The following is a 22,050-nucleotide window of genomic DNA, read 5'->3' on the forward strand; positions in this document are numbered from 1 at the left end:
CTCTCCTGCCGTTGTCTTTTGGGCAATCGGTTGCGTTTCAAAACCCGTTTAATCTGCCTTTATTGACAGCAATGTCAACGGGATTCCGCCAAATAGCGGGAATCGCCGGATATTTCTGGCCGGTACCTTAGCCGCGAATCCGGGCCAAGAAGCTCTTTTTCCGCGCACTATTACCGGACTTCATGACATTCCGGCGAAACAGCATCACGCTAAATCGGATGATGATCAGAGTGAAGACAGCTTGCCAGATAAGGGCCAAGCCATGCTGCCAGATATTATCCATCTGCGCCGCGCGTGCGATCATCGCGAAGGGTGAGCTAAACGGAAACACGACTGCGAACCACTCGAGGGGCTCACCCAATTTGGTTACGGTTAAGGCCGCGAGAAAAAACACCAGAAGCTGTCCCATGGTGACGGGCATGGATAATGTTTGCACCTCCCGTACCGTAGTAGCCATGGCACCAATGCCAAGGAACAAGGATCCCAAAAGCAAATAGGCCATGGAAAAATAGAGCACCATCAATACACAAAATATGGGCCAGCCAATTGCCGGTGCCGGCAGATTCGGCATACCTGCGCTAATCACCGAAACACCGATGAAGCCGAGTGATGACCATACCGTGATCCCGACCAAAGCCATGCCAAGCATCGCAAAGAGTTTACCCAGAAAAATCGCATCCATCGGAATAGCCGCCGCAAGAATTTCGATAATCTTGTTGGTTTTCTCTTCCACCAGATTGGACAGGACCATCCCTGCCAGGATCATGGTGAGCAGGATCAATATGATCTGACCACCCTGTGCCGTGGCAATTTGCGTCCGTTTTTTCGAGCTGCCGGTCGCTGCGACAAAGTCGGTTTTGACTGCAACAGGATCTGACCCTGACAAGGCTGTCTCGGACAAGAGAGCAATTTTGCCTCTCCACCGTTTGACGTCCCGTTCCGATCCGGTCAGCACCGGCGCCTCCAAAGACCCTGAAACAATCGCAGTGAGCGGCTTCGCCTCCGTGTCGAGCCTAGTTCCGATATCGGGGGCCGTCGGATTTACATCGGTTAACAGCAACAGTTCGGGAATGGCATTGTTACCAAGATTTTTGACGAGTGCGGCGCGTGCGTCGACCAGTTTTGCCGACTGGCGCTCGTCCAGTGCGACGCCAATAACCGGTCGGTCTATATCCTGTCTAACCTGTTGGCCCAATCCGCCCGCAGCAATGCCGATGATCAAAGGGAAAAGGGGCCCCAACAAAAAGAAGAAGAAAGATTTTGAGAAGATGATCGCGGCGAAATCACGGCGAGCAATCACGAAAGCAGCGCGGATGGTTTCTATCATGCGGCTTCTCCCTGCAATCCGGCATCCGCTGCTAGATCTTCATCCATTTTCTTTGCAACCGCTTCACCTGCGATATGGACGAAAGCATCGTGGAGGCCGGGACGCTCTATGGACAAGGACTGGATTCCGGCATCACCCTCAATAAGCGCGCGGAGCAGTGGCTCCACACCGCTTTCCGGCAAAGTGAAATGCCAGTTATGTCCCAACGGTTCGCAATCTGCAGGAATAGCGGACCGCCAGGCGCCATCGAGGTTGCGGGTTTCCAAATGTACTTGTGGGCGCAGCCGATCACGCGCGGTGGAAACCTTGCCGGTGAAGGGTATTTTCCCATTAGCGACAATCGCGATTTCCTCACAAAGCCGCTCGGCATGGGCAATCACGTGCGTAGAAAAAATAACCGTCACACCCCGGTCGGCCTGTCCACGGATCAGACGTTCCAGCTTACCTTGATTAAGCGCGTCGAGGCCGGAAAAAGGTTCATCGAGGATGATCAGATCGGGTTGATGCACGATCGTTCCCAGCAATTGCACGGTCTGTGCCATGCCCTTGGATAATTGCCTGATCTGCTTGTCGACGGCCTCGCCGAGGCCATGATCTTCCATCATTTGCCGTCCGCGCTTTCGGCCTTCAGCCAGCGGCAGACCGCGCAAGGCGCCCATGAAGGCGATCGCATCATAGGCCTTCATCGATTGATAAAGGCCGCGTTCCTCCGGGAGATAGCCGACCTGATGCGCTTTGCTGATCGGATCGGGGGAGCCGAGCAAGAATCGTTCACCTTCGTCGGGGTCGATAATTCCCAGCAACATGCGCAAGGTTGTGGTCTTGCCAGCGCCGTTAGGTCCCAATATTCCGAAGATACTGCCCTTTTTGATCGTCAGGTCGATGCCATCAACGGCGGTTTCGCCATCAAATCTTTTGACGATATGGTGGGCCTCAATAGCGTTGACGGGGGCATTGGCTTGTGCGTGGGAAGTCATTTACGGCTTTCCTAATGGGACGCGGTGATTGATAGTGGCCTCTTATGGCTGATGACAAGTTAAGATTAACCCAAAGGCTGGAAAAAATGGCACGGGAGCAAGGTTTCGCTGCCTTTGGTGTCGCGCCTGCGGTGCTCGCGCCTGTCACAGCCCAACGTCTGCAGGACTGGCTGGCGGATGGCCAGCATGGCGATATGATCTGGATGGAAAGCCGGGCCGATGAGCGGGCGAGTCCACAAAGTCTGTGGCCGGATGTGCGCTCGGTCATCATGCTGGGTATGAGCTATACGCCCGCTCGTGACCCGTTTGCACTGGAAGACGTATCTGATCATGGCCGGATCTCGGTCTATGCGCAGGGTAAGGATTATCACGATGTGGTCAAACGGGCACTAAAGCACACCGCGCGCTGGCTCGTTGAAAATGCCGGCTGTCAGGTAAAGGTTTTCGTTGATACCGCGCCGGTTATGGAAAAACCGCTGGCCGAAGCCGCTGGTCTCGGCTGGCAGGGAAAACACACCAATCTGGTCAGCCGGGATCATGGTAGCTGGTTATTTCTGGGCGCGATTTACACGACTTTAGAGTTGGAATCATCGGTCGGCGGCAAAGACCGCTGTGGCAGCTGTTCTGCCTGCCAGGATATTTGTCCGACCAATGCATTTCCGGAGCCCTATCGGCTGGATGCTGGGGCTTGTATTTCCTATCTGACAATTGAGTCCAAAGGCCCCATCCCAAGGCAATATCGCAACGCGATAGGCAATCATATCTATGGTTGCGATGACTGTTTGGCAGTATGTCCGTGGAACAAATTTGCTGAAACCGCAGCGGCGCACAAGGCTTTTCTTCCGCGCGCCGAATTGGCAGCCCCGGCCCTGGCGGATCTTTTGGCGATGGACGACACCGGTTTCAGGAAGATATTTTCCGGCTCGCCAATCAAGCGGTCCGGTCGCAACAGGATGGTTCGCAACAGTTTGATAGCGGCTGGTAACAGCGGTGATAGGTCGCTGGTTTCGTCCGTTACAGCGCTGCTGGATGATGAAGACAGCGTCGTGCGCGGGTCAGCAGTCTGGGCGCTGTCGCAACTTGATTCGGTTTGTTTTGACCGGGAAAAGGGAAGCCGTCTGCCGAGAGAAACAGATGCGGATGTCCGCCTGGAATGGCAATCAGTCTAGTCTAACGCACCCGTAGAGCATTGACGCAAGACACTCTGTCCACCTCAGCGCCATCGCTGCGCCGCGTGTCAATATGAGTGACACGGCCTTCGCCCCCGCTCTTCCCAGGGTAGAGATAGGCATCCAATATGCAGGCGCCGCTGGAAAATTGCAGCTTCCTGGCGGGCGGTTCGGCCACATCAGCCTGCGGATTGCCGAACAAGCGTTTCAACTGACCGGCCGTCTTGCCCATGACCAGTTCCAGGCCCTGCACTTTGCTCAGCGGCGAAGCTGCAGCAGTGGGCAGTGCAGGCGTATTGACCACCCCGGTTGATGCACAGGCGGCAAGCGCAGGCAGCGTGGATAGGATCAATAGCTTGCGGATCATGTCATTTGCTTTCAACGGGACTGTTTTCACGTGCCTTATGAACCAGATGGGTAGCCATAGCGGCTCCCACTATGGGCGCAAGAAAATTGACGATCGGCACTGCAAGCAATAGCGCAATGGTCAAGCCGAGCCCAAAACGGGTCAGTTTGTCCAGCCGCCAGTCGTCACCGGCCTGCGCGAGATCATCGACATGCCGTGCCGCTACCATGTCCTGCAGATCGCGGCCGATCAGGATCGCATTGATTGCAAAAAAGGCCATCGGTGCGCCCACCCCCGTTACAAGAAGCACAATATAGACCGGCATCGCCAACAGATTATAGCCAATGGCACGGCCCACAGAGGCCAGTCCCATTTTTACGCCGAGAATATAGCCCGGCGGCTTGGCCAGTTCAGCACGAGCGGGATAATGGCGTGCTTCCACCGCATCGACAATATCGTCAGAGAAGATGTTGAGGACGAATATTGCGATTACCCGGAACAGGAAGATGGCGGTCAAAGCGGTTATAATGGCCGCTGCTGCGGCTGCGGCAAAACCGTCATTGTCCAAGCCTGAAAACGAGATTAGCCACACCAGAAGAAAATAGGCGCCGACCCCAAAAAAGACCAGAAGCATCAGTGAGATCAAGAATACCTTCAGAAGCAGAGATATTATGCGCCGGTCTGATAGCTGGCCGAGTGAGAGAAATAGTGCATCGATCATGTTCGGTCCATGTCATGAAATCACGCATCGGGTCAATTCCACTTGAACCATACAGCGCTTGCCCCTAACGCACGGCGGTTATCCGCTTCCATATAAGGACATCTTTATGACTACCGAAGCCCGTTACGATATTGTTGCTGTTGGCAATGCCATTGTTGATGTGATTGCCCAGGCCGACGACGCATTTCTGGAAGAGGAGCAACTGAACAAGGGATCGATGACATTGATCGACGCGGAACGCGCCACGCAGCTCTATCGTGATATGGGCGTGGCACGGGAGATTAGCGGGGGTTCTGGTTCCAATACATTGGCAGGCGCATCCACGCTTGGCCGTCAGTGCGCGTTGATCGCACAGGTTGCCGATGATCAGCTTGGTGAAGTGTTTACCCATGATATTCGCGCCACCGGAATTGATTTCGATGTGCCTCCGCTGGGCAAGGAACCGCCAACAGCGCGCTGCCTGATCCTTGTGACACCCGATGCACAGCGCACGATGAACACTTTCCTCGGCGCGTCGCAGTTTTTACCGCCCGCATCTGTCGATGCCGATTTGATTGCCAGCGGTGCCATCCTTTATCTCGAGGGTTACTTGTGGGACGCCGAAGAGCCCAAGGCGGCGATGGCCTTAGCGATAGATATTGCGCGCGAAAATGACCGCAAGGTTGCTTTCACCTTGTCGGACGGATTTTGCATTGAACGGCATCGGAATGATTTTAGCCGTTTGATCAAGGACGGGATGATCGACATATTGTTCGCGAATGAGGCCGAAATCAAATCGCTATGCGAAACCGATGATTTTGATGCCGCGGTAGCGCAAACCGCTGCTCAAGTGGAAACCCTCGTCGTGACCCGCAGCGAACAAGGCGCAATTGCGGTGCAAGATGGCAAAACCTACGCGGTGGATGCAGAACCGGTTGAGAAAATCATCGATACGACTGGCGCAGGTGATTTGTTCGCATCTGGTTTCCTGAGCGGTTACATCGAAGACCGGTCTTTGGAAGACTGCCTGACCATTGGCGCGATTGCCGCGGCAGAAGTCATTTCCCACTATGGCGCACGGCCAGAAACCGATTTGCGGGAATTGGTAAAGCAACGCCTTGGGTAAATCGGCAGAACGTTTGCCTGCTTAACTCTTCATCTTGAATAATTTGCGGTCTTCCGGCCCAAAGCCCCATTTCCAGATGACCAAGGCATAGCTGCCTAAAATCATCGGGATGCCAATGATCAGTTCTGCCCATTCCGGTAGATAGGTGGCGAGATAACCCACAGCTGTTGCCGCTATGACAGCCAGTATCAATGACCAGCGCCAGCCGTTGACCGGGGCTTGAAGGAGTTTCGACAGGAAGATCGCCTTGACCACAGAAGCATAGGCTAGCGCTACCATCAGCGCAGCGGCAACGGATGCTGCCTGAAACAATGGCGGCCAGCCCATACGCATGCAAATCTGGATGAAGGCAACGCTCAATGCGGCTTGCAGAAGCAGCATGGACAGCGATATCAACAGATTACGATGCCGGGCAATATAGACCAGGGCCGCTTCGCTGACCACGGCCGTGGCGGCGATCGCCTCGGCTGCCAACAGGAAGGCCAGCGCGCCGGTCCCGCCGACAAAATTGGGCCCGACCAGTCCCATGACCGCTTCACCCGGAATCGCCAATGCTAACGCTATGCCGGCCTGAGCGGCTATGATCCAGAAGCCGACCTGGCTGACCTGGCTGGCAATCGCTTTCATATTACCCGCTTCCAGATTGCGGGTGATCACCGGACCCAAAATAGGATCAAAGCTGGTCTTGAGTTTTTGCGGCAGGCTGGCGACCTGCTGGGCGATATAGTAAATTCCGACAATGGCCGGCGACGCGAATAGACCGAGGATTGCAAGATCCAGCCTTCGCGAACCCCATTCGGCGGCATCGGCAGCCGCGAGCGGCATATTGTGTCGGGCGAGCTTGGCTATGGCCAGCGGCTTGGGTCGCCAACCCCAGGGCAGGCCATAGCTTTTAAACAATGGCCATAATGATGCGAGCAAGGCCGCAATCATGGATACGACATAAGACAGGATCAGCCCGTCACGCAGCGAATAATAGGAAAACAAAAAGGCGGCGATACTGATTGTCCATGGTTCGACGATCGAACGCGCGCGTACGGTGGAAGCAATATCATAGCGATAAGCAAGCGCTGCCAGCGCGATATCCGCGCCCGCGATGGTGAAAATCACCAACGGCAAGAAGCGATCGAGACCGTTTATCTCGCTATTTGGGAACATGATTTGGGGCACTAATATCAGCAATATGGCAGCAATTGTCGAAGCAAACAGGCTGACCAACAGACCGTCCCATACGACATGGACATGTGGCCGCTTGGTCCGGCTGAGCTGTTCGGCCAATCCGCGTTTTAATCCCAGCGTCGCCAGCTGTGCAGCAAATTCTACGATCAATATGGCGTAAGCAAAACGTCCTAGAGCTTCAGCGCCATAGATACGCCCAGCAATGAACAAGAATGGTAAGCGTGCGGCCAAACGCAGCAAAAAACCGAATATATTGGTACGACCACCTTTGGCCAATGCGGCAATGTCTTCTTTGCTACCATCTTGACCCGCCTCTGTCTCGTTGGTCGGCGGTTCTGACGCGAGACCTGAAGATGTGCCTGAAGATTCCGGGCTGGTCAAAAAACATATCTCCGGCTGGTGAAGCTATTCACAAAAAAGGGTCAAAATTTCAAAGTCCGCTCTTACCGCACTCCATCCAGCTTGTCATCTTTTGTGCTAGCGTTGCTCTGCGACCAAAGGCCGCCCCATTAGCTGTGCGACGACGGATCGAGAGTCTGTCTGCCCGGCCAGTAGCGCGCAGACTGCATCCACAATCGGCATGTCGATACCGCGCGCTTTGGCGTCACGCTGGAGCACGGCTGCGGTCGATGCCCCCTCCGCAACCGTGGCGCGATTGGACAACAGTTTGTCCGCCGATTGGCCTTCACCTAGTCCCTTGCCCAAAGAAAAGTTACGCGAGCTGGTGGAAGAACATGTCAGCACCAGGTCACCCAAACCGCAAAGACCTGACAATGTTTCCCTGCGTGCTCCCCGCGCAGCGCCATAGCGCAGCATTTCGGCAAAGCCGCGGCTGATTATCGACGCACGCGCATTTTGTCCAAGGCCAGCGCCTTCAACCACACCGCAGCCAATGGCGAGGACATTTTTCACTGCACCACCAATTTCGGCTCCGGCAATGTCGTCAGAATAATAGGGTCTGAACGATGGTTTCGAAATGAGCGGATTGAGCTTGTGCCAAAGCTCCTCACTGTCGCAGGCCAGCGTCAGCGCCGTCGGGAGCCCTTGCACGACTTCATGCGCAAATGTGGGGCCAGAGAGTACCGCCAGCGGGCTATCCGGTCGCAGCTCTGTCACAATTTCGCTCATCAGCTGCTGCGTAGCTTCCTCAATGCCCTTGCTGCAGAGGATCAGTGCAGCATCGTTCTTGGGGAGGTTGTTAATCGTTGCGCGCAGATGCTGTGCTGGCGTGACGATCAAAATGCCTTCGCATGTCTCCAACGCGTCCATATCCGCAATCGCACGGATATTGTGCCGCAGCGGGTAGCCGGGCAGAAAGGCCCGGTTCTCGTGATTGCTGTTAATTTGCTCGATAACCTCGGTCTCGCGCGCCCAAAGCAGCAATTCTTCGTGCCCTTCAGAAAGTACATGCGCCAGAGCGGTGCCCCATGCACCGGCCCCAACCACGCCGATTTTTCTCTGCTTTTCGCTCATGCCTTAACTCCAGCGCCGCGCGCCTTTTCTGCCGAGGGGTCCAGTGGCCAGCGCGGGCGAGCCGCGAAATCCAGCGGATCGGTCAATCCATCGGCAAAACGCTCCGCACCGGCCCAAGCGATCATTGCGGCATTGTCCGTGCAAAGCCACTGCGGCGGCGCAGTAAACTGCATATCATGATCGCTAGCGAGCTTTTCGAGCATTGCGCGTATTGAGCCATTCGCGGCAACACCGCCGGCAACAACCAGGTGAGGCACGGTTCCATGGTCGCTTAACGCTTTTAAGAGGCGATCTTCCAGGCAATCAACGGTCGCTTGCTGAAAGGATGCCGCAATGTCTTCGGGCCGATAAGCACCACCTTGATGTGCACGAACAACCGCACTTTTGAGCCCGGCGAAAGAAAAATGCGGCTCTTTTGATCCTTTGAGCGGACGCGGCAGTGGAACCGCATCGGCATCACCGGTTTTTGCCAGGGCTTCCACCTTGGGGCCGCCAGGATAGCCAAGACCCAATATTTTCGCTGTTTTATCAAACGCTTCGCCAGCAGCATCATCAATTGTTGTGGCGAGGCGGCGATATTGCCCAACACCGTCAACGCGCAAAATCTGGCAATGTCCGCCCGAGGCCAGCAGAAGCAGGTAAGGAAAATCCAGATCCGGATTGGCAAGCCGTGGGGACAGTGCGTGGCCTTCTAAATGATTGACCGCAACCAGCGGTTTATTCGCAGCCATGGCCAGTGCCTTGCCGGTCACTAGCCCGACCATAACACCGCCAATCAATCCTGGCCCGGCCGTTGCGGCAATCGCGTCCACATTATCCAATGTCAGATCAGCTTCGGCAAGCGCCGCTTCGATGAGCGGCGTGATTATCTCGGCATGGGCACGGGCGGCGATTTCCGGGACCACGCCGCCGTAAGGGGCATGCTCTTCCTCTTGGCCCGCAAGTTTATGGGCCAAAATCTCGCGATCCGACGTAACCAGCGCAGCGGCTGTCTCGTCGCAGCTCGATTCAATGCCCAAAATTATACTCATATTCCTTTTACTTAAGCCATGGCGGGATTAGGACAAGTGGCATGACAGCGAATATTGATCCGAAACAGAAATTATTGGCCGGTATTGATCGGCCGTTGCGAATTGGCACGCGGCAATCTCCGCTGGCCATGGTGCAAACGGAATTGGCAGCTTCGGCAATATTGGCTGCACATGGGTGGCACCCCGATCGGGTTGAGTTGGTGCCGATGGTGGCAACAGGCGATAAAATTCAGGATCGAGCCCTGGCAGAGGTTGGCGGAAAGGCCTTATGGACAAAGGAGCTCGACAGAGCGCTACATAGAGGAGAAATCGACTGCGCTGTTCACAGCATGAAGGATGTTGAAACGGTGCGACCGGACGTGTTTACAATCGCAGCCATAATGGAACGAGCGGACGTTCACGATCGTATCGTGGGCACGGAATCGATTGCCGCGCTGCCGATCGGTGCGGTGGTGGGTACGGCCTCGCCGCGGCGCAAAGCGCAATTGTTGCGACAGCGTGCTGACCTTGATATCCGGCTTATTCGCGGGAATGTTCAGACCCGTTTGCAGAAAATAGAGGATGGTGAATTTGCAGCGACCATGCTGGCCGCCGCCGGACTGGACCGCTTGGAAATGGGCGATATCGGACACAAGATTTCCGAAGATGTTATGCTTCCTGCCCCGGCACAAGGTGCGGTCGGCATCGAGACGCTGGCTGATGATAATCATGTACGCCGCCTGGTCCGGGAAATCTCGTGTTCGAACACCTCTCGGGCGGTGACCGCAGAACGCTTGTTTCTCAAAGAACTGACCGCGGATTGTCACAGCCCCGTTGCTGCGCTCGCCTCGGTAGAAGGACTTGAGACCCAATTACAGGCGGAAATCCTGCTACCCGACGGCAGTGAGAGTGTCCGCGATTCTTCCAGTTTTGAAAATGGTGATGTGCGAGCGCCTGCCCGTCTCGCCAAGAAGATGCTGGGAAGGGCGAGTCCCGCATTACGTGCTGTTTTTGGCCGATGACACCTTCGATTCTCATTCTGCGGCCGAATGATAGCGCTCGCGAAACGGCTCAGCGCGCTGCACTACTTGGTTTGACGAGCATTATTGATCCACTGTTCGTTGTTGAACCACTGAAATGGTCAGCGCCGCCGGCACAAGAATTTGATGCCTTGATGCTGACAAGCGCCAATGCAGTGACCTTTGGTGGCAAAGCGCTTGATGCCTATAAAACCTTGCCTGTGCTTGCGGTCGGTTCGGCAACGGCAGCCGCGGCGGAGCAAGCGGGTTTTAATGTCGCCGTAACCGGGGATCGCGGTGCGGATGATCTGTTACGGTCGTTAGCCGACGACCAATATTCTCGCATTTTAAGGCTTACCGGCAAAGACCATGTGAGGCTTGCACCATCAGGTCGAAGGATAGCGCTGCAACAAGTTTATCAGGCGCGTGCATTGACCTTGGGTGACACGGCGCAGGCCGCCTTGAGGAAAGGACATGTTGTTCTGCTTTATTCGGTGCGGGCAGCCAGAATACTGAGCGATGAGATGGAACGTGTCGGCCTTGATCGCTCGGTCAACCACATCGTCGCTCTGTCGGCCAATATCGCGGCCGCCGCCGGGGAGGGATGGAAAAGCATCCAGACAGCGGAAGAGCCAACCGACGACGCTTTACTGTCTCTGGCGGGGCGACTATGTCTAGATAAAGAGATCGGGAAGGGCGAAGCGCCCACAAATAGCATCTAAGGAACTGGAATGAACCGGGACTATGAAAAAATTGCGTCGTCAGGCGGTAAGAGCAATTTGACGCGCAATGTTCTCGTCCTGATGGTTGTCGCTTTTGTTGGCGGCGCAATACTGACCGGCTGGGTTTTCTCACGTTATAATCCATTTGAAAGTGCTGAGGCGGAAAGCACGACTGTTGAAGGGGCGGCGAAAGAACAAACGGCGGTTCCGGCCGATCCAGCTGCTGCGTTGGCAAAGCGGATCGATTCGGATGGCACGGTGCTTCCGCCGCCAGTCGAGCCGGTACCAACCGAAATTCCATTGATCACACCAGACAAGGAACGGGCGCTGGCTGTCCGCGTTGCCGATCTTGAAGACAGGTTATCCCGCATCAATGTCCAGGCCCAAGCGGCATCAGGCAATGCCGCAAGGGCAGAAGGCCTGCTCATTGCCTTTGCAGCACGTCGGGCTCTCGATCGAGGATCACCGCTGGGATATATAGAATCGCAGCTGAGACTGCGTTTCGGCGATGCACAACCCAAGGCTGTGACGACAATCGTCAACGCATCGCGCGAACCGGTCACGCTGGAAGAATTGGCAACCGGACTTGATGATATCGGTCCTGCCTTGACCAGCGGCTCAAGCGGTGAAGGTTTCTGGACCGATTTCAAACGCGAAATGTCCGAGCTATTTGTTATCCGGCGGGATGGAACCCCATCGCCAATCCCTCAGCAGCGGTTGATACGCGCCAAGCGCTATGTGGAAAATGGCAATGTCGATGCTGCGATTGCAGAGATTGATAAAATGCCCGGCAGCACAAATGGCGATGAATTGACCGGCCAATGGGTTGAGAAAGCCCGACGTTACAACGAAGCGCGCCGTGCATTGGATGTCATTGAAACGGCCGCGATACTGGAGCCGCAACAGTTACGAACAGCGGAAGGCGAGCGGGTTGATCAACCCTCGCCACTGGCCCCAGTGACGCCGATCCCTGCTCCCTGATTTTCAGCCTTCGGGCAAAAACAGTTCTGCCAATTCCGCGGGCACGCGGACAGGCCGGCCGCTGGTCTGGTCGATAATCGCCCAATTGGTCTTGGCGGATACTTTCAATTTACCGTCATCGCCTGCGAAACTGACATTGCGCCAGAACCGGGCGCCCTTGGGCGGCTCTGAGATCCACGTTCGTCCGGTGACGGTTTCGCCAGCATTGACGTTCCCGCGATAGTCAATTTCGTGCCGGGTCACGACCCAGATATAGCGGTCAATATATTCCTGTGGCGCGGTCGCCTGCCAATGGGCTGTGGCCATGTCCTGTATCCAGCGCACCCACACCGCATTGTTGACGTGACCTAGCTCGTCAATATCTTCTGCCTGAGCAGTAATTTCGAGGAAATGTTCATTCATTTCACAGAATCAGTCCCACTCATTTGCCACAGAATAAATGCAAATTCTTCTGCGACCTCCTCAATCCGGTTCCAGCGTCCCGACTTGCCGCCATGGCCCGCGCCCATATTGGTTTTGAGCAGCAGAATATTGTCATCCGTCTTGGTTGCGCGCAGTTTTGCGGCCCATTTGGCGGGCTCCCAATAGGTTACGCGCGGATCGTTGAGGCCGCCCGTGATCAACATCGGCGGATAGTTCTGCGCGCTCACCTGATCATAGGGGGAATAGCTGCGGATATATTCAAAGGCCGCTTTGTCGGTGATCGGATTGCCCCATTCCGGCCATTCGCCGGGCGTGAGCGGCAGGCTTTCGTCCTGCATCGTATTGAGGACGTCGACAAAAGGCACATGTGCGACAATAGCGCCCCATAGATCGGGATCGCTATTGACAATTGCACCCATCAACTCTCCGCCAGCAGACCCGCCAGAGGCACTTATGCGGCCCTTGGCGGTATAGCCTTTGCCGGCGAGACCTTTGGCGACGTCGACAAAATCGTTGAACGTATTGGTTCGCTGCATCAGCTTGCCCTGCAGATACCAGTCACGGCCGAGATCATCGCCGCCACGGATATGGGCGATAGCGTACACGAAGCCGCGATCGACGAGCGATAGCCTTGTGGTCGAAAAGCTAGGCGGGACCGCATAGCCATAAGCGCCATAAGCATAGAGATGCAGCGGCGCACTGCCATCCAGTTTTGTGCCATTTTTATAGACCAGCGAAACCGGAACCATCGCCCCGTCCCGTGCCTTTATGCTCAGGCGTTCAGTGGTGTACTGGCTTGCATCATAGCCCGAGGGAATTTCCTGAACCTTCAGCGTTTCGAGACTTTTGTCGGCCAGCGTGTAGTCATAGACCGTATCCGGCGTGACCATCGACTCATAACTGAGCCTTAGCTTGCTGACATCATATTCCGGATTATCGTCGAGTCCGGCATTATAGCTAGCCTCGGGAAAAGCGATGCGCTCTATCTTCGTCGGATCGGCATAGGAGCGGATCTCGACTTGATCGAGACCATTGTCGCGGCCTTCGGTGACAAAGAAATCCTTGAATGCCGTCATGTCGGTCAGATAAAATTCGTCTGAACCGGCGATAAGCGTTACCCACTCGCCGGGCTTATCCAGCGATGCCGTCGCTAGCCGGAAATTCACATGATCATCATTGGTGAGAATATAGAGCGAGCCATCATGTTCCTCGACCGAATATTCGCGGCCCTTTTTTCGCGGGGAAATCAACAGCTGCTCAGCTGTCGGATTGTCGGTTGGGACCAAACGTACTTCACTGGTCTCATTGTCGCCGGTTGCGATGACGATGTATTTTTCCGATTGGGTGAGGCCAATGCCAACGGTAAAGCCGTCCTGATTTTCCTTATACAGCTCGATATCGTCTTTGGGGTCGCTGCCGATCACATGCAGACGGGCATTGTCGGTGCGCCAGTTTTCATTGGCGAGGCCATAGAGAAGGTTTTTGGAATCCGCTGACCAGACTAGACTAGAGAGGGTACCGGGAATGACGTCCGTCAGCATTTCGCCGGTTTCAAGATTCTTGACACGCGCCTCAAATCGCTCGGCACCGGTATCATCGACAGAAAAGGCCAGCAGCTTGCCGTCAGGACTGACCGCCATGGCGCCTAGCCGGAAATATTCCTTATCCTTGGCCAGCGCATTTTCATCAAGGATCAGCTGATCTGCGCCACCGGAAACAGATTTCCGGTAATGCTGCTTATATTGCATGCCCTCTTCAAACTTCGCCCAATAGACCCAGTCGCCATCTTTTTGCGGGACCGAGCTTTCATCCTCTTTGATCCGCGCCTTCATCTCTTTGAACAGCTCGTCGGTGAGCGTCTTCTGCCCAGCCATATTCTGTTCAAACCAACGATTCTCGGCCTTCAGATAATCAAGCACATCCTCATCATCGACCTTGGGATAACTTTGATCCTTCAGCCAGTGATAGGGGTCGCTGACGGTATAGCCATGGCGCTCATAACTATAGGGCCGCTGTTCTGCGACAGGCGGTTTTTCGAGTTTTTTTGTCATAGTCTCTTCTGTTGTTTCAGATGCGGCAAAAGTGGATGTGGCGGCCAGGCTGATGGCCAATATCAGGGGACAAATTATCTGTTTCATAACGCCTCTTATCAGGGAAATTGGTGGCGGAAATCGTCTGAAACACCTATGTGTTTGCTAAGCAGCTAATTCAAGGAGTTTTACGGCCGATGTTGATGTCCACTTATGAAGCAAGGCTCGCTGCCCTGCGCGAGCAAATGGCAAAAGACGGTCTTGATGGTTTTGTCGTTCCGATCTGTGATGAACATATGAGCGAATATGTCGGCGACTATGCCCAGCGCTTAGCCTGGCTTACAGGCTTTGGTGGCTCCGCTGGTTCTGCCGTTGTGCTCAAGGACAAGGCCGCGATTTTCATAGACGGGCGCTATACGATTCAGGTGCGCGATCAGGTTGACGGCAATCTCTATGAATATGTCGGCACGGCGGATCAGAGTGTTATTGACTGGCTCGGAGCCAACGCACCCGAGGGTTCTACTATTGGCTATGATGCGTGGTTGCACACGCAGGATTGGGTCAAATCAGCAGAAAAGAAACTCACGAAACAAAAGGCTAAACTGATCGCGGTAACGGCCAATCCGATTGATTCGGTTTGGGAAGATCAGCCAGAGCCATCATTGGCCAAATTGGATGTGCAACCGGATGAGTTTGCCGGAAAAAGTGCGGCGGACAAGCGTGCAGACATTGCCGGATGGTTGAAGGAAGAAGGACTCGATGCAACCGTGATTGCAGCGCTCGACTCGGTCGCCTGGGCATTTAACATTCGCGGCAAGGATATTAGCAATACTCCGGTTCCGCGTGGCTATGCGATCATCAAAGCGGATGGCAATGCAGAACTGTTTGTTGCACCAGAAAAATTGACAGACGATGTCCGTGTGCATCTCGGCAACGCGGTTGCATTGCGGGACTATAGCGAATTTCCCGATGCGCTGTCCGAATATGATGGCCAGAAGATCGGTGTTGATCCGGAACGTTCTGTAGCCGCAATATTTGGGCAGCTCGAAGGGGCTGGCGCCACAATATTGAAGCGGCGCGATCCCACCATACTCGCCAAAGCAATCAAGAATGAAACCGAAATCAACGGCCACAAAGCTGCGCAGGCGCGCGATGGTGCTGCGCTAAGCCAGTTTCTGCACTGGTTTGCACAAGAGGCCCCCAAGGGCGGTCATGATGAACTGTCCGTCGCAGCCAAACTTTTCGAGTTTCGCGGGCAATCCGACAAGCTGATGGATCTGTCCTTCCGCACCATTTCGGGTGCCGGTCCAAACGGCGCGTTATGTCATTATAGCGTGAACGAGGAAACCAATCGCAAGATTGAAACCGGTACGCTCTATCTTGTCGATAGCGGCGGGCAATATCGTGATGGCACCACCGACGTGACCCGGACCATGGCGGTTGGCGAGCCCTCTGCGGAAATGATCAAGCGCTATACCCAGGTTCTACAAGGTCATATCGCACTCGCCACAGCTTTGTTTCCCAAAGGGACTACAGGCGGGCAGCTCGACATATTGGCGCGGCAATATCTTTGGGCGGACGGTGTCGATTATGCGCATGGCACAGGCCACGGTGTCGGTGCCTATCTTTCCGTTCATGAAGGCCCTCAGAGAATTGCCGCTTTTGGTGGCTTCAACGAGCCGCTGGTTGCCGGGATGATCTGCTCGAACGAGCCGGGCTATTACAAGACCGATGCCTTCGGGATCCGCATCGAAAACCTTATTCTGGTCGAAGAGCGCGCGGTTCCTGGGGCGGAGCAGGATATGCTGGGTTTTGAAACGCTGACCTTTGCTCCGCTCGAACGGTGCTTGATTGATATCGGAATCCTGTCTGATGCACAGCGCCAATGGGTGGATGATTATCATATACAGGTGCTTGAAACGGTTGCGCCCCAATTGGAGGGCGACGCACTGCATTGGCTTAAGGAGCAATGCGCGCCTCTATAGAGAATCTGATCAACACCGACTGTCTCGGCGTCCTGAAATTAATTCAGGATGATGAGCGCCCATTTACCAAGGATTACGACCCCTAGAATGACAAATGAAACCAATGACCCTCGCGCCGGCTTTCGCCTGATCACGCCGTTGCGGGTGCGCTATGCCGAAGCGGATATGCAAGGCATCGTGTTCAACGCAAACTATCTTGCCTTTGCCGATATCGGTGTGACCGAATATTTTCGCCAACTGGTGGGCGCGCAAGGTAATGAAGATTCTCCCGGCAAGTTCATGGAACTATTTGGCGGCGACAACTGGGTGCGCCATGCCGAGGTCGATTTCCGTGCACCGGCCAAGGCCGATGATCTGATTGACGTCTGTCTGCGCATCACCCGATTCGGTCGGACCAGCTATTCCGCCATTGCGCATATAATACGCGAAGATACGTTGCTGAACGTCGTGAAGCTGACCTATGTCTGGTTTGACCCGGCGACGGAAGAAGTAACACCGGTAGCGCAGAGCTTCATTGATGCGGTTACCGATTTTGAGATTATTGAGCCGGAAAGAGCTGTGGTCGCCGTCTAGCCAGCTTTTAATCCACGTTATCGCCCTGCAAATCCTTGGCCTGCGACTTGCGGCGCCGCAAATTGGCGCGCAACTGTTCAGCAAGGCGCTCAGCCTTTTCGGCTTCCTTGCGTTGTTTCTCGGACTTTGGTTGCGGTTTGGGCATGGATAATATTTGCCAGCCTGCAATCAAAAATGCAACTCCGCTTGACAAGTCCTTAACCCTTTCGCCATAGGCGCGGGGCTTGGAGCAGATGGCTCCTCGCAATCAAAACAGTGCTGCTGTAGCTCAGTGGTAGAGCGCGTCATTGGTAATGACGAGGTCGGGAGTTCAATTCTCCCTAGCAGCACCATTTTCCTTCCCGATTTTGTGAGTCTCTGGCGCTGCGGGTTGTGTGCAGAATTACTCCCTAAGTTTCCGTGGCTTAGCTAACCCGGTCCGAACGAAGCGAGCCGCAGAGACCATTTGGCAGCGGCGATATGAGCCCAAACTGGCGAAGTGTCTCGATGGCCCGAAACGTGGATCCCAGATGCATATTTGAGATTTCGGATATTTTGGCGTTATTGGAGCCCGAACATGGCTCGTTGTTCGTCCCACGCAAGCGGAACAGTTCCTGCCCGCAATAGCTTTCGTCCAGTTAGACTGACTGGTTGTGAACCCTGAACAATGGTCTTGATGATGTCTGGTGCAAGGTAGCTTAGTTTGGCAAGTCTGTTTAAGTGCCGCTTGGAATAATCTGATACAATGGATGACTGTTGTCCATCGACCAATAAATCTCTGGCCGCAAAAGCTTGCGCGATTAATCGCAGAAGTACCGGATCTGGTTTGTGTTTTGCCAGCCCATTGTCGGGCGCGATGGCCAGTCGTAGCTCTGATCCTTTGCGAACCAGCGTAGTTTCCACCGATATGGTGAAGTAATCCAGTAGCTCCGTTAGATGCAATCTGATCTCAACGGTATCGGCATTCACTTGGATTGCCGCCTTATGTCCGAGCAGGAACTTTCGTCGTCCCACAATATTCAGTGACGGAAGCTCCTTCACCAACTTTCGATATCGCGCAATCGTGTCTTCATTCGCCGTTTTGATCAGTTCAGTTTCAAGATTGCTAGCGATTGCGTCGATGACCGTGGTTTCCAGGTCACCCGCAGGTAGATGCCATGCCGATGCTTTATCCTCCAATGGTTCGAGGCGCGTTGAGTAATAGCGATAGCATTTGGATTCTTTGTTTGCCTGCGTAGGAGACATGGGCCTTCCATCGGGATCGGTGACAATACCGGTTAGCAAACTAGGATTGCGGGTTCTTTTGCCGAGCTTAATATCGCGACGGTTGGCAGCGAAGATTGCTTGCACGTTCTCGAACAGTTCCCTGTCAATGATTGGCTCATGTTCACCATCATAAACATTCTCTTTATGACGGATTTTGCCAATGTAGATGGGATTATGAAGCATCAGGGTTACGGCACCTGTTCTGATGTGCTCATCACCCAGTATCTTTCCATTGGACAGGACACGTTTACGCGTCCTGAAATCTCGGGCCGCCAGATCATCAACAAGTTTGGGAACAGATTTGAGCTGTGCGTAACGATCGAAGATGTATTGAACTTCTTTCGCTTCATCGTCTCGCACTAGCAGCTGCCGATCTTCTACCTTGTACCCATGCGGAATAGCACCACCCATCCACATGCCCTTTTTCTTGGACGCAGCGATCTTGTCGCGGATGCGCTCGCCAGTGACCTCGCGCTCGAACTGAGCGAAGGAGAGAAGAACGTTCAGCGTCAATCGACCCATGCTGTTGGTGGTGTTGAAGCTTTGCGTGACGCTGACGAATGAAGCTTCCTGCTCGTCCAGTATCTCAACAATCTTTGCAAAATCTGCGAGACTGCGGGTTAGCCGGTCCACCTTGTAAACCACAATGACATCGACTTTATTGGCCGTAACATCGTCCAACAGCTGTTTGAGGGCAGGACGCTTCATGGTGCCGCCAGACCAGCCGCCGTCATCGTATAGCTCCGGAACTGCCTCCCAGCCTTCGCTTGCCTGGCTGAGGATATAGGCGGAACATGCCTCTCGCTGCGCATCAAGACTGTTAAAATCCTGCTCAAGACCATCTTCGGTAGATTTGCGTGTGTAGATGGCGCAGCGTTTTCGCTTCGGTTTGTTATCAGGCATTGGCTGGAATTCTGGGTTTATACTCGCTCCGCTTTCTCAAACCAAAGAAACGAGGTCCCGACCAATGGGCACCGGTTATCTCGCGTGCGATATGACTGAGACTGGCATATTGGCGACCCTCAAACTCAAATCCAGCATCACACACCAGCACGTGATAGGTTTTGTTCTTCCATGATCGAACCAGCCGTGTTCCAGTCTTGAGTGAGATGGCATGCATATGACCAGCCTTACCGGTTCGTTCGACCCGTTTGCGTAGCCGGTCAATTTCACGTTTGGTCGCGCCGGTGAGGCTACCGTGGACACGTTCCTGCAGCCGGTTTGCAATGCCGCGCCGAAGGAGGTCAGGTGCAATATCAGGAGCGCGTGTCTTGAATGTATCACGCCACAGTGAACGAAGCCGGGCAGGGGACATCGCCTTTAGCTCGGCGAGCTGTTGATTCAGCGATGTCATGATGCCGATGCCTTATCATCTTTGGAAGGCCCTTCGGTGATGCGGTAGGCCGTTCCTTCATCACCGCGTTGTTCACGCGCGAACACAAAGCCCTTTTTGCGAAGACCGGTCAGGAACGCTCGAACGCTATGCGGTTTCCAGTTTGTCGCTTTGCATATCTCATCGATGCTCGCGCCTTTGCCGCGTTCAAGCAGTGCGATCACTTTCGCTGATTTGGTTTGAGGATTTGATTTTGCCATTCTGGGTCTCCAGCTTGACGCTGGATAATCCAGCGCTTCCACTGATCCAAGCCGCAGATCGCTCGATGAGGCTTGCGGCATGTCGCGGCTGTGATGTGCGACAACAACAGCATTGCTCGAACAAGCAGCGAAGTCCAGTCGTTTATCTGAGTAAATTCAAAAGCTGCATGTGGATTTCTTGAGCGAGATGAGCGTTGTTTGGCGCATGATCAATTTGGATGAAATCGATCCCCGAAAAGCGCGATCAGGGCTGTTTGCTCTTCTCACCGCGCGCATAGAAGATGCTCATGAATTGGCGGTTCATGGACAACGTAGCGAGATTGATCAATCTGAGGCCATGAAGATGTTAGATGACTTGGTTGATCAAACAAACCAGATTGAAATCTTGTTGATGGCAATCGGAACTATTCGAGAATGACTGCTTTGCGCCCCAGTTTCGGACGTTCCGATCGAGTCCGCAATATCCTTAAAGCGGACACTAGAGCACCAACAAAATGCCCCGAAAAATTGCTCCGACAAGGCTATCTGTTCTGTTTCGCCTAGTTACGCTTGCGACGCAGCAGGGCAATATTGATCAAGGAATTCCTTGTGTGTCGGCATATGCTTGACGAGGAAGGAAATTGATTTTTCGATTTCATCGACTTCGGGTTTCAAGGTTGCAAGATCGATCGCATCTGCCATCGCGTTGTGACCCTGCATTTCCAGGCCCTGCCCCATCATGACCGCCGCCCAGCTGGTTTCCGTGAAGAGCTCGTCATCTTCTCGAAAAATCTGGCCGTTGGCGCGGAAAAGTTCGATCTTTTCTGTCAGGCTGTCGGGGATGCTCATGGTTCTGCAATAGTTCCAGAACTCGCTGTCATCCCGGCTAGTCTGACAATAGTGCAGGATTAGAAAATCGCGAATGCGTTCATACTCCTTGCCGGTCAGCCGATTATACGCATTTTGCTGAACCTCAGTGATATCGTTCAGAGATAATAGTGCAATCAGCTTGTTGATACCGGAGTTGATGAGATGGATCGACGTGGATTCGAGTGGTTCCATAAAACCGGCGGAGAGACCGATCGCGACCACATTTTTGTTCCAGAATTTTTTTCGTCTGCCTGTTACGAAGCGCAAGAAATTTGGGTCTGCTGATGGCTTGCCGGCGAGATTGTTGACCAGAATATCATGGGCCTCGTCATCATCCATATATTCATTGCAATAGACATGTCCGTTTCCGTTCCGATGTTGCAACGGAACCTGCCACTGCCATCCCGCCGAATGGGCCGTCGCGCGAGTGTAGGGTAGCGGCGGGCTGCCGTCATCGCGATTACAGGGGAGTGCGACGGCCCGGTTGCACGGCAGCCAGTGGGTCCAGTCCTCATATCCGGTTTCGAGTGCCTGCTCGATCAACAGGCCGCGAAAGCCCGAACAATCGATGAAAAGGTCACCGGATATGGTTTCGCCATTGTCCATGGTGACGGATTCCACAAACCCGCTATTGCCATCCAGAGCAACATCGGAAACCTTGCCCTCTAGCCGTGTGACCCCGCGCTTTTCAGCATAGCCACGAAGGAACTGAGCGTAGCGGCCAGCGTCAATGTGATAGGCATAGTTGATGGGCGGCAGATCTTCACGCTGTTGCTCGGGGGTGCGGGCAAAGCGTCCGAAATAGGCAGCCATGGTTTCCGGATTGAAAACCTGTATTGGTCGTTTGTCACCTGCTTCGCGGATCCGGTGCCAGATATGGTGGAAGTTCAAGCCTTCGATCTGATAGCCATAATTGCCGAAAGGGTGGATATAGCTGTCGCCTACTTGTCCCCAGTTCACAAATTGGATGCCGAGTTTGAACGTGCCCTGGATAGCGCTGAGCATTTCGCGTTCGTCGATTTCGAGGAGCCGGTTAAATTCGACGATCGGCGGGATTGTCGCCTCGCCAACGCCCACTGTTCCGATTTGTTCTGATTCCACCAATGTGATGGAAACCTTGTTGGCCTGGTTTAATTTCGATAATGCAGCCGCTGCCATCCAGCCGGCAGTACCGCCACCGACGATCACGATCTTGTTAATTGGCATTCCACCGCTCCCCTGCGCATTTATTATCTTTTATTCGAGCTATCGCAACTTGAACTCGATGGATAGTGATTGCTTCACTAGCATGCGCAGGTCTATCACAATGAATATCAATTGTGA

At 54.2% G+C, this 22,050-nt stretch carries 22 protein-coding genes and 1 tRNA gene; 9 read left to right on the forward strand and 14 right to left on the reverse strand.

Annotation, left to right across the window (positions count from 1 at the left end):
* Window positions 1-127: 127 nt before the first annotated feature.
* Complete coding sequence (locus DG177_RS12585) at window positions 128-1,327, reverse strand: ABC transporter permease (RefSeq protein ID WP_108811795.1); 1,200 nt, start codon at window positions 1,325-1,327, stop codon at window positions 128-130.
* Window positions 1,324-2,304 (reverse strand): ATP-binding cassette domain-containing protein, encoded by a 981-nt coding sequence (locus DG177_RS12590; protein ID WP_108811796.1) that lies wholly within the window; start codon window positions 2,302-2,304, stop codon window positions 1,324-1,326. The genes DG177_RS12585 and DG177_RS12590 overlap by 4 nt, the downstream gene beginning before the upstream one ends.
* A gap of 44 nt (window positions 2,305-2,348) precedes the next feature.
* On the opposite strand from DG177_RS12590, the gene queG reads away from it, so the two are divergent.
* The gene (gene queG, locus DG177_RS12595; protein ID WP_108811797.1) at window positions 2,349-3,473 is read left to right on the forward strand and encodes a tRNA epoxyqueuosine(34) reductase QueG; all 1,125 of its coding nucleotides are present in this window, start codon (window positions 2,349-2,351) and stop codon (window positions 3,471-3,473) included.
* A gap of 1 nt (window position 3,474) precedes the next feature.
* Here the strand turns inward: queG and DG177_RS12600 are convergent, their stop codons facing one another.
* Both DG177_RS12600 and DG177_RS12605 read right to left on the reverse strand, forming a co-directional pair.
* Complete coding sequence (locus DG177_RS12600; protein WP_108811798.1) at window positions 3,475-3,840, reverse strand: hypothetical protein; 366 nt, start codon at window positions 3,838-3,840, stop codon at window positions 3,475-3,477.
* 1 nt (window position 3,841) lies between these two features.
* Window positions 3,842-4,540 (reverse strand): EI24 domain-containing protein, encoded by a 699-nt coding sequence (locus DG177_RS12605; RefSeq protein WP_108811799.1) that lies wholly within the window; start codon window positions 4,538-4,540, stop codon window positions 3,842-3,844.
* Between the two features lie 106 nt (window positions 4,541-4,646).
* Here DG177_RS12605 and DG177_RS12610 point away from each other — a divergent pair, with 106 nt between their 5' ends.
* Window positions 4,647-5,645, forward strand: a complete 999-nt coding sequence (locus tag DG177_RS12610) for a PfkB family carbohydrate kinase (RefSeq protein ID WP_108811800.1) — start codon at window positions 4,647-4,649, stop codon at window positions 5,643-5,645.
* Window positions 5,646-5,666: 21 nt separating this feature from the next.
* Here the strand turns inward: DG177_RS12610 and DG177_RS12615 are convergent, their stop codons facing one another.
* The 3 genes from DG177_RS12615 to tsaD form a co-directional block, all read right to left on the reverse strand.
* Window positions 5,667-7,109 carry a lipopolysaccharide biosynthesis protein gene (locus tag DG177_RS12615; protein WP_337659034.1) on the reverse strand — a complete coding sequence of 481 codons (1,443 nt, stop codon included), beginning with the start codon at window positions 7,107-7,109 and terminating at the stop codon, window positions 5,667-5,669.
* Between the two features lie 192 nt (window positions 7,110-7,301).
* Entirely contained in the window at window positions 7,302-8,297 is a 996-nt protein-coding gene (locus DG177_RS12620) for an NAD(P)H-dependent glycerol-3-phosphate dehydrogenase (RefSeq protein WP_108811802.1), read from the reverse strand.
* A complete protein-coding gene (tsaD, locus tag DG177_RS12625; RefSeq protein ID WP_108811803.1) occupies window positions 8,294-9,328 on the reverse strand; it encodes a tRNA (adenosine(37)-N6)-threonylcarbamoyltransferase complex transferase subunit TsaD in 1,035 nt (344 codons plus the stop codon). Before tsaD ends, DG177_RS12620 begins: the two co-directional genes overlap by 4 nt.
* A 41-nt stretch (window positions 9,329-9,369) precedes the next feature.
* Here tsaD and hemC point away from each other — a divergent pair, with 41 nt between their 5' ends.
* From hemC to DG177_RS12640, 3 genes are read left to right on the forward strand one after another with little or no spacing between them, the layout of a single operon-like run.
* A complete protein-coding gene (gene hemC / locus DG177_RS12630; RefSeq protein ID WP_337658802.1) occupies window positions 9,370-10,329 on the forward strand; it encodes a hydroxymethylbilane synthase in 960 nt (319 codons plus the stop codon).
* Window positions 10,326-11,048, forward strand: a complete 723-nt coding sequence (locus tag DG177_RS12635) for a uroporphyrinogen-III synthase (RefSeq protein ID WP_108811804.1) — start codon at window positions 10,326-10,328, stop codon at window positions 11,046-11,048. The genes hemC and DG177_RS12635 overlap by 4 nt, the downstream gene beginning before the upstream one ends.
* A 9-nt stretch (window positions 11,049-11,057) precedes the next feature.
* Window positions 11,058-12,029 carry a mitofilin family membrane protein gene (locus DG177_RS12640; RefSeq protein ID WP_337658803.1) on the forward strand — a complete coding sequence of 324 codons (972 nt, stop codon included), beginning with the start codon at window positions 11,058-11,060 and terminating at the stop codon, window positions 12,027-12,029.
* A gap of 3 nt (window positions 12,030-12,032) precedes the next feature.
* Here DG177_RS12640 and DG177_RS12645 read toward each other — a convergent pair whose 3' ends face one another.
* Both DG177_RS12645 and DG177_RS12650 read right to left on the reverse strand, forming a co-directional pair.
* On the reverse strand, window positions 12,033-12,431 hold the full coding sequence (locus tag DG177_RS12645) for a thioesterase family protein (protein ID WP_108811805.1): 399 nt from the start codon (window positions 12,429-12,431) through the stop codon (window positions 12,033-12,035).
* Window positions 12,428-14,503 (reverse strand): prolyl oligopeptidase family serine peptidase, encoded by a 2,076-nt coding sequence (locus tag DG177_RS12650; RefSeq protein WP_108812965.1) that lies wholly within the window; start codon window positions 14,501-14,503, stop codon window positions 12,428-12,430. Before DG177_RS12650 ends, DG177_RS12645 begins: the two co-directional genes overlap by 4 nt.
* A gap of 182 nt (window positions 14,504-14,685) precedes the next feature.
* On the opposite strand from DG177_RS12650, the gene DG177_RS12655 reads away from it, so the two are divergent.
* Both DG177_RS12655 and DG177_RS12660 read left to right on the forward strand, forming a co-directional pair.
* The gene (locus DG177_RS12655; RefSeq protein ID WP_108812966.1) at window positions 14,686-16,467 is read left to right on the forward strand and encodes a M24 family metallopeptidase; all 1,782 of its coding nucleotides are present in this window, start codon (window positions 14,686-14,688) and stop codon (window positions 16,465-16,467) included.
* Between the two features lie 87 nt (window positions 16,468-16,554).
* Entirely contained in the window at window positions 16,555-17,040 is a 486-nt protein-coding gene (locus DG177_RS12660; protein ID WP_337658804.1) for an acyl-CoA thioesterase, read from the forward strand.
* A 7-nt stretch (window positions 17,041-17,047) separates the two neighbouring features.
* On the opposite strand, the gene DG177_RS12665 is transcribed toward DG177_RS12660, so the two are convergent.
* Window positions 17,048-17,185 (reverse strand): hypothetical protein, encoded by a 138-nt coding sequence (locus DG177_RS12665; RefSeq protein WP_337658805.1) that lies wholly within the window; start codon window positions 17,183-17,185, stop codon window positions 17,048-17,050.
* 112 nt (window positions 17,186-17,297) lie between these two features.
* Here DG177_RS12665 and DG177_RS12670 point away from each other — a divergent pair.
* A tRNA-Thr gene (locus DG177_RS12670) sits at window positions 17,298-17,372 on the forward strand.
* 208 nt (window positions 17,373-17,580) lie between these two features.
* Here the strand turns inward: DG177_RS12670 and DG177_RS12675 are convergent.
* From DG177_RS12675 to DG177_RS12685, 3 genes are read right to left on the reverse strand one after another with little or no spacing between them, the layout of a single operon-like run.
* On the reverse strand, window positions 17,581-19,188 hold the full coding sequence (locus DG177_RS12675; protein WP_108811808.1) for a recombinase family protein: 1,608 nt from the start codon (window positions 19,186-19,188) through the stop codon (window positions 17,581-17,583).
* Window positions 19,181-19,639 carry a DUF2924 domain-containing protein gene (locus DG177_RS12680; RefSeq protein WP_108811809.1) on the reverse strand — a complete coding sequence of 153 codons (459 nt, stop codon included), beginning with the start codon at window positions 19,637-19,639 and terminating at the stop codon, window positions 19,181-19,183. The genes DG177_RS12675 and DG177_RS12680 overlap by 8 nt, the downstream gene beginning before the upstream one ends.
* On the reverse strand, window positions 19,636-19,878 hold the full coding sequence (locus DG177_RS12685; RefSeq protein ID WP_337658806.1) for a DUF3489 domain-containing protein: 243 nt from the start codon (window positions 19,876-19,878) through the stop codon (window positions 19,636-19,638). The genes DG177_RS12680 and DG177_RS12685 overlap by 4 nt, the downstream gene beginning before the upstream one ends.
* 178 nt (window positions 19,879-20,056) lie before the next feature.
* On the opposite strand from DG177_RS12685, the gene DG177_RS12690 reads away from it, so the two are divergent.
* Window positions 20,057-20,296 carry a hypothetical protein gene (locus DG177_RS12690; protein ID WP_337658807.1) on the forward strand — a complete coding sequence of 80 codons (240 nt, stop codon included), beginning with the start codon at window positions 20,057-20,059 and terminating at the stop codon, window positions 20,294-20,296.
* Window positions 20,297-20,421: 125 nt separating this feature from the next.
* Here the strand turns inward: DG177_RS12690 and DG177_RS12695 are convergent, their stop codons facing one another.
* Window positions 20,422-21,933: a tryptophan 7-halogenase gene (locus DG177_RS12695; protein WP_108811812.1), complete on the reverse strand. Its 1,512-nt coding sequence runs from the start codon at window positions 21,931-21,933 to the stop codon at window positions 20,422-20,424.
* Between the last annotated feature and the right edge of the window lie 117 nt (window positions 21,934-22,050).

The organism is Sphingorhabdus sp. Alg231-15, assembly GCF_900149705.1.
Taxonomy (GTDB): domain Bacteria; phylum Pseudomonadota; class Alphaproteobacteria; order Sphingomonadales; family Sphingomonadaceae; genus Parasphingorhabdus.

Bases quoted from the DNA above. Each gene is read 5' to 3' on its own strand.
- DG177_RS12585 (WP_108811795.1), bottom strand. From the start codon at position 1,327: ATGATAGAAACCATCCGCGCTGCTTTCGTGATTGCTCGCCGTGATTTC.
- DG177_RS12590 (WP_108811796.1), bottom strand. From the start codon at position 2,304: ATGACTTCCCACGCACAAGCCAATGCCCCCGTCAACGCTATTGAGGCC.
- queG (WP_108811797.1), top strand. From the start codon at position 2,349: ATGGCTGATGACAAGTTAAGATTAACCCAAAGGCTGGAAAAAATGGCA.
- DG177_RS12600 (WP_108811798.1), bottom strand. From the start codon at position 3,840: ATGATCCGCAAGCTATTGATCCTATCCACGCTGCCTGCGCTTGCCGCC.
- DG177_RS12605 (WP_108811799.1), bottom strand. From the start codon at position 4,540: ATGATCGATGCACTATTTCTCTCACTCGGCCAGCTATCAGACCGGCGC.
- DG177_RS12610 (WP_108811800.1), top strand. From the start codon at position 4,647: ATGACTACCGAAGCCCGTTACGATATTGTTGCTGTTGGCAATGCCATT.
- DG177_RS12620 (WP_108811802.1), bottom strand. From the start codon at position 8,297: ATGAGCGAAAAGCAGAGAAAAATCGGCGTGGTTGGGGCCGGTGCATGG.
- tsaD (WP_108811803.1), bottom strand. From the start codon at position 9,328: ATGAGTATAATTTTGGGCATTGAATCGAGCTGCGACGAGACAGCCGCT.
- hemC (WP_337658802.1), top strand. From the start codon at position 9,370: ATGACAGCGAATATTGATCCGAAACAGAAATTATTGGCCGGTATTGAT.
- DG177_RS12635 (WP_108811804.1), top strand. From the start codon at position 10,326: ATGACACCTTCGATTCTCATTCTGCGGCCGAATGATAGCGCTCGCGAA.
- DG177_RS12640 (WP_337658803.1), top strand. From the start codon at position 11,058: ATGAACCGGGACTATGAAAAAATTGCGTCGTCAGGCGGTAAGAGCAAT.
- DG177_RS12645 (WP_108811805.1), bottom strand. From the start codon at position 12,431: ATGAATGAACATTTCCTCGAAATTACTGCTCAGGCAGAAGATATTGAC.
- DG177_RS12650 (WP_108812965.1), bottom strand. From the start codon at position 14,503: ATGACAAAAAAACTCGAAAAACCGCCTGTCGCAGAACAGCGGCCCTAT.
- DG177_RS12655 (WP_108812966.1), top strand. From the start codon at position 14,686: ATGTCCACTTATGAAGCAAGGCTCGCTGCCCTGCGCGAGCAAATGGCA.
- DG177_RS12660 (WP_337658804.1), top strand. From the start codon at position 16,555: ATGACAAATGAAACCAATGACCCTCGCGCCGGCTTTCGCCTGATCACG.
- DG177_RS12665 (WP_337658805.1), bottom strand. From the start codon at position 17,185: ATGCCCAAACCGCAACCAAAGTCCGAGAAACAACGCAAGGAAGCCGAA.
- DG177_RS12675 (WP_108811808.1), bottom strand. From the start codon at position 19,188: ATGCCTGATAACAAACCGAAGCGAAAACGCTGCGCCATCTACACACGC.
- DG177_RS12680 (WP_108811809.1), bottom strand. From the start codon at position 19,639: ATGACATCGCTGAATCAACAGCTCGCCGAGCTAAAGGCGATGTCCCCT.
- DG177_RS12685 (WP_337658806.1), bottom strand. From the start codon at position 19,878: ATGGCAAAATCAAATCCTCAAACCAAATCAGCGAAAGTGATCGCACTG.
- DG177_RS12695 (WP_108811812.1), bottom strand. From the start codon at position 21,933: ATGCCAATTAACAAGATCGTGATCGTCGGTGGCGGTACTGCCGGCTGG.